Source organism: Psychrobacter sp. Pi2-51 (assembly GCF_904846665.1).
Taxonomy (GTDB): domain Bacteria; phylum Pseudomonadota; class Gammaproteobacteria; order Pseudomonadales; family Moraxellaceae; genus Psychrobacter; species Psychrobacter glaciei.
The window spans coordinates 1-3189 of the sequence record NZ_CAJHBP010000053.1 but is presented as its reverse complement, the minus strand read 5'-3'; the positions used below and the strand labels follow the sequence as shown (position 1 = coordinate 3189).

Below are 3189 nucleotides of genomic sequence, written 5' to 3'. Positions count from 1 at the left end.
TGACTTCAAATTTTACTTTTTAGTCGACCAACTTGTAACCTAACTGAATCAAGGTTAAAGGTGATATCGAAATATTCTTTCTTATTCTATAGCCTAGGCTATACAAGATAGATTAATTAGAGCTTTGATACAAACCACTTGGGTGTTGTATGGTCAAGCCAAACGAGCAATTAGTACAGGTTAGCTACACACATCGCTGTGCTTCCACACCCTGCCTATCAACGTCGTAGTCTTCAACGGCTCTTTAGGGAAATCTAATCTTGAGGTGGGCTTCCCGCTTAGATGCTTTCAGCGGTTATCCCATCCGAACGTAGCTACCGGGCAATGCCACTGGCGTGACAACCCGAACACCAGAGGTTCGTCCACTCTGGTCCTCTCGTACTAGGAGCAGATCCTCTCAAATTTCCAACGCCCACGGTAGATAGGGACCGAACTGTCTCACGACGTTCTAAACCCAGCTCGCGTACCTCTTTAAATGGCGAACAGCCATACCCTTAGGACCTGCTTCAGCCCTAGGATGAGATGAGCCGACATCGAGGTGCCAAACACCGCCGTCGATATGAACTCTTGGGCGGTATCAGCCTGTTATCCCCAGAGTACCTTTTATCCGTTGAGCGATGGCCCTTCCATACAGAACCACCGGATCACTAAGACCTACTTTCGTACCTGCTCGACTTGTGGGTCTCGCAGTTAAGCGCGCTTTTGCCTTTATACTCTACGACCGATTTCCGACCGGTCTGAGCGCACCTTCGTACTCCTCCGTTACTCTTTAGGAGGAGACCGCCCCAGTCAAACTACCCACCATACATTGTCCTCGGTATTGTTATACCTGAGTTAGAACCCCAACATGACCAGGGTGGTATTTCAAGATTGGCTCCACAAACACTAGCGTGTCTGCTTCAAAGCCTCCCACCTATCCTGCACAAGTCAGGTCAAAGTTCAATGTAAAGCTGTAGTAAAGGTTCACGGGGTCTTTCCGTCTAGCCGCGGGTACACAGCATCTTCACTGCGATTTCGATTTCACTGAGTCTCTGCTGGAGACAGCGCTGCCATCATTATGCCATTCGTGCAGGTCGGAACTTACCCGACAAGGAATTTCGCTACCTTAGGACCGTTATAGTTACGGCCGCCGTTTACTGGGGCTTCGATCAAGAGCTTCGCTTACGCTAACCCCATCAATTAACCTTCCAGCACCGGGCAGGCATCACACCCTATACGTCCACTTTCGTGTTTGCAGAGTGCTGTGTTTTTAATAAACAGTTGCAGCAGCCTGGTATCTGCGACTGTCAACAGCTCAAGGAGCAAGTCCTATCACCATCAACAGCGTACCTTCTCCCGAAGTTACGGTACCATTTTGCCTAGTTCCTTCAGCAGAGTTCTCTCAAGCGCCTTGGTATTCTCTACCTGATCACCTGTGTCGGTTTAGGGTACGATTCGTTTATAACTATTGCTTAGAAGCTTTTCCTGGAAGCATGGTATTTGCCACTTCGCTGTACAAGTACAGCTTGCTATCAGATCTCAGCCATGTAGTAGCCCGGATTTACCTAAGCCACAAGCCTACATCCTTTCACCTGGACAACCAACGCCAGGCTGACATAACCTTCTCCGTCCCTCCATCGCATTATAAACAAGTATCAGAATATTAACTGATTTCCCATCGACTACGCCTTTCGGCCTCGCCTTAGGGGTCGACTCACCCAGCCCCGATTAACGTTGGACTGGAACCCTTGATCTTCCGGCGTGCGAGCTTTTCACTCGCATTATCGTTACTCACGTCAGCATTCGCTCTTGTGATACCTCCAGCATGCCTTACGACACACCTTCACAGGCTTACACAACGCTCCCCTACCACTTGAAAACAAATTCAAATCCGCAGCTTCGGCTCCTAGTTTGAGCCCCGTTACATCTTCCGCGCGGGCCGACTCGACTAGTGAGCTATTACGCTTTCTTTAAAGGATGGCTGCTTCTAAGCCAACCTCCTAGCTGTCTATGCCTTCCCACCTCGTTTCCCACTTAACTAGGAATTTGGGGCCTTAGCTGGCGGTCTGGGTTGTTTCCCTCTCCACAATGGACGTTAGCACCCACTGTGTGTCTCCCGGATATCACTCATCGGTATTCGGAGTTTGCATCGGTTTGGTAAGTCGGTATGACCCCCTAGCCGAAACAGTGCTCTACCCCCAATGGTGTTCGTCCGAGGCGCTACCTAAATAGCTTTCGGGGAGAACCAGCTATCACCGAGTTTGATTAGCCTTTCACCCCTATCCACAAGTCATCCCCTGGCTTTTCAACGACAGTGGGTTCGGTCCTCCGGTTGATGTTACTCAACTTTCAACCTGCTCATGGATAGATCACTCGGTTTCGGGTCTATGCCCTGCAACTAAACGCCCTATTAAGACTCGGTTTCCCTACGGCTCCCCTAAACGGTTAACCTTGCTACAGAACATAAGTCGCTGACCCATTATACAAAAGGTACGCGGTCACCCTAATAAATTAAGGCTCCCACTGCTTGTACGCACACGGTTTCAGGTTCTATTTCACTCCCCTCACAGGGGTTCTTTTCGCCTTTCCCTCACGGTACTGGTTCACTATCGGTCAGTCAGGAGTATTTAGCCTTGGAGGATGGTCCCCCCATCTTCAAACAGGATTTCTCGTGCCCCGCTCTACTTAATATGTTAACGCTAATGTTTCGAATACAGGACTATCACCTACTACGGTCAGCTTTCCCACGCTGTTCTTCTACATTAGCACTAATCGGCTTCTCCCCGTTCGCTCGCCGCTACTTGGGGAATCTCATTTGATGTCTATTCCTAAGGGTACTGAGATGTTTCACTTCCCCTCGTTCGCTTCTCGTACAAGTACGAGATACCTACCTTATGGTAAGTGGGTTTCCCCATTCAGAAATCTCCGGATCACAGGATATTGCCGCCTCCCCGAAGCTTATCGCAGGCTGTCACGTCTTTCATCGCCTCTGACTGCCAAGGCATCCACCATGTGCGCTTCATTACTTGACCATACAACCCCAAGTAGTCTTAACTTATAAATAAGTTTTAACTTCAAAGTGTCATAAAGTCTAATTATGATAACGATATCACCTAATTTTATACGCTTGATTCAGTTCTCTTTACTTTTTTAATAACTCACTACTGGGATAACAACTGATGTCGTTAAGTAGTGAGTTATTAAGGTTAG

At 48.4% G+C, this 3189-nt stretch carries 1 rRNA gene; it reads right to left on the bottom strand.

The annotated features are described in order from the left end of the window. Positions 1–149: 149 nt before the first annotated feature. Positions 150–3011: ribosomal RNA gene (locus JMY08_RS13825) — 23S ribosomal RNA — on the bottom strand. Positions 3012–3189: the final 178 nt, after the last annotated feature.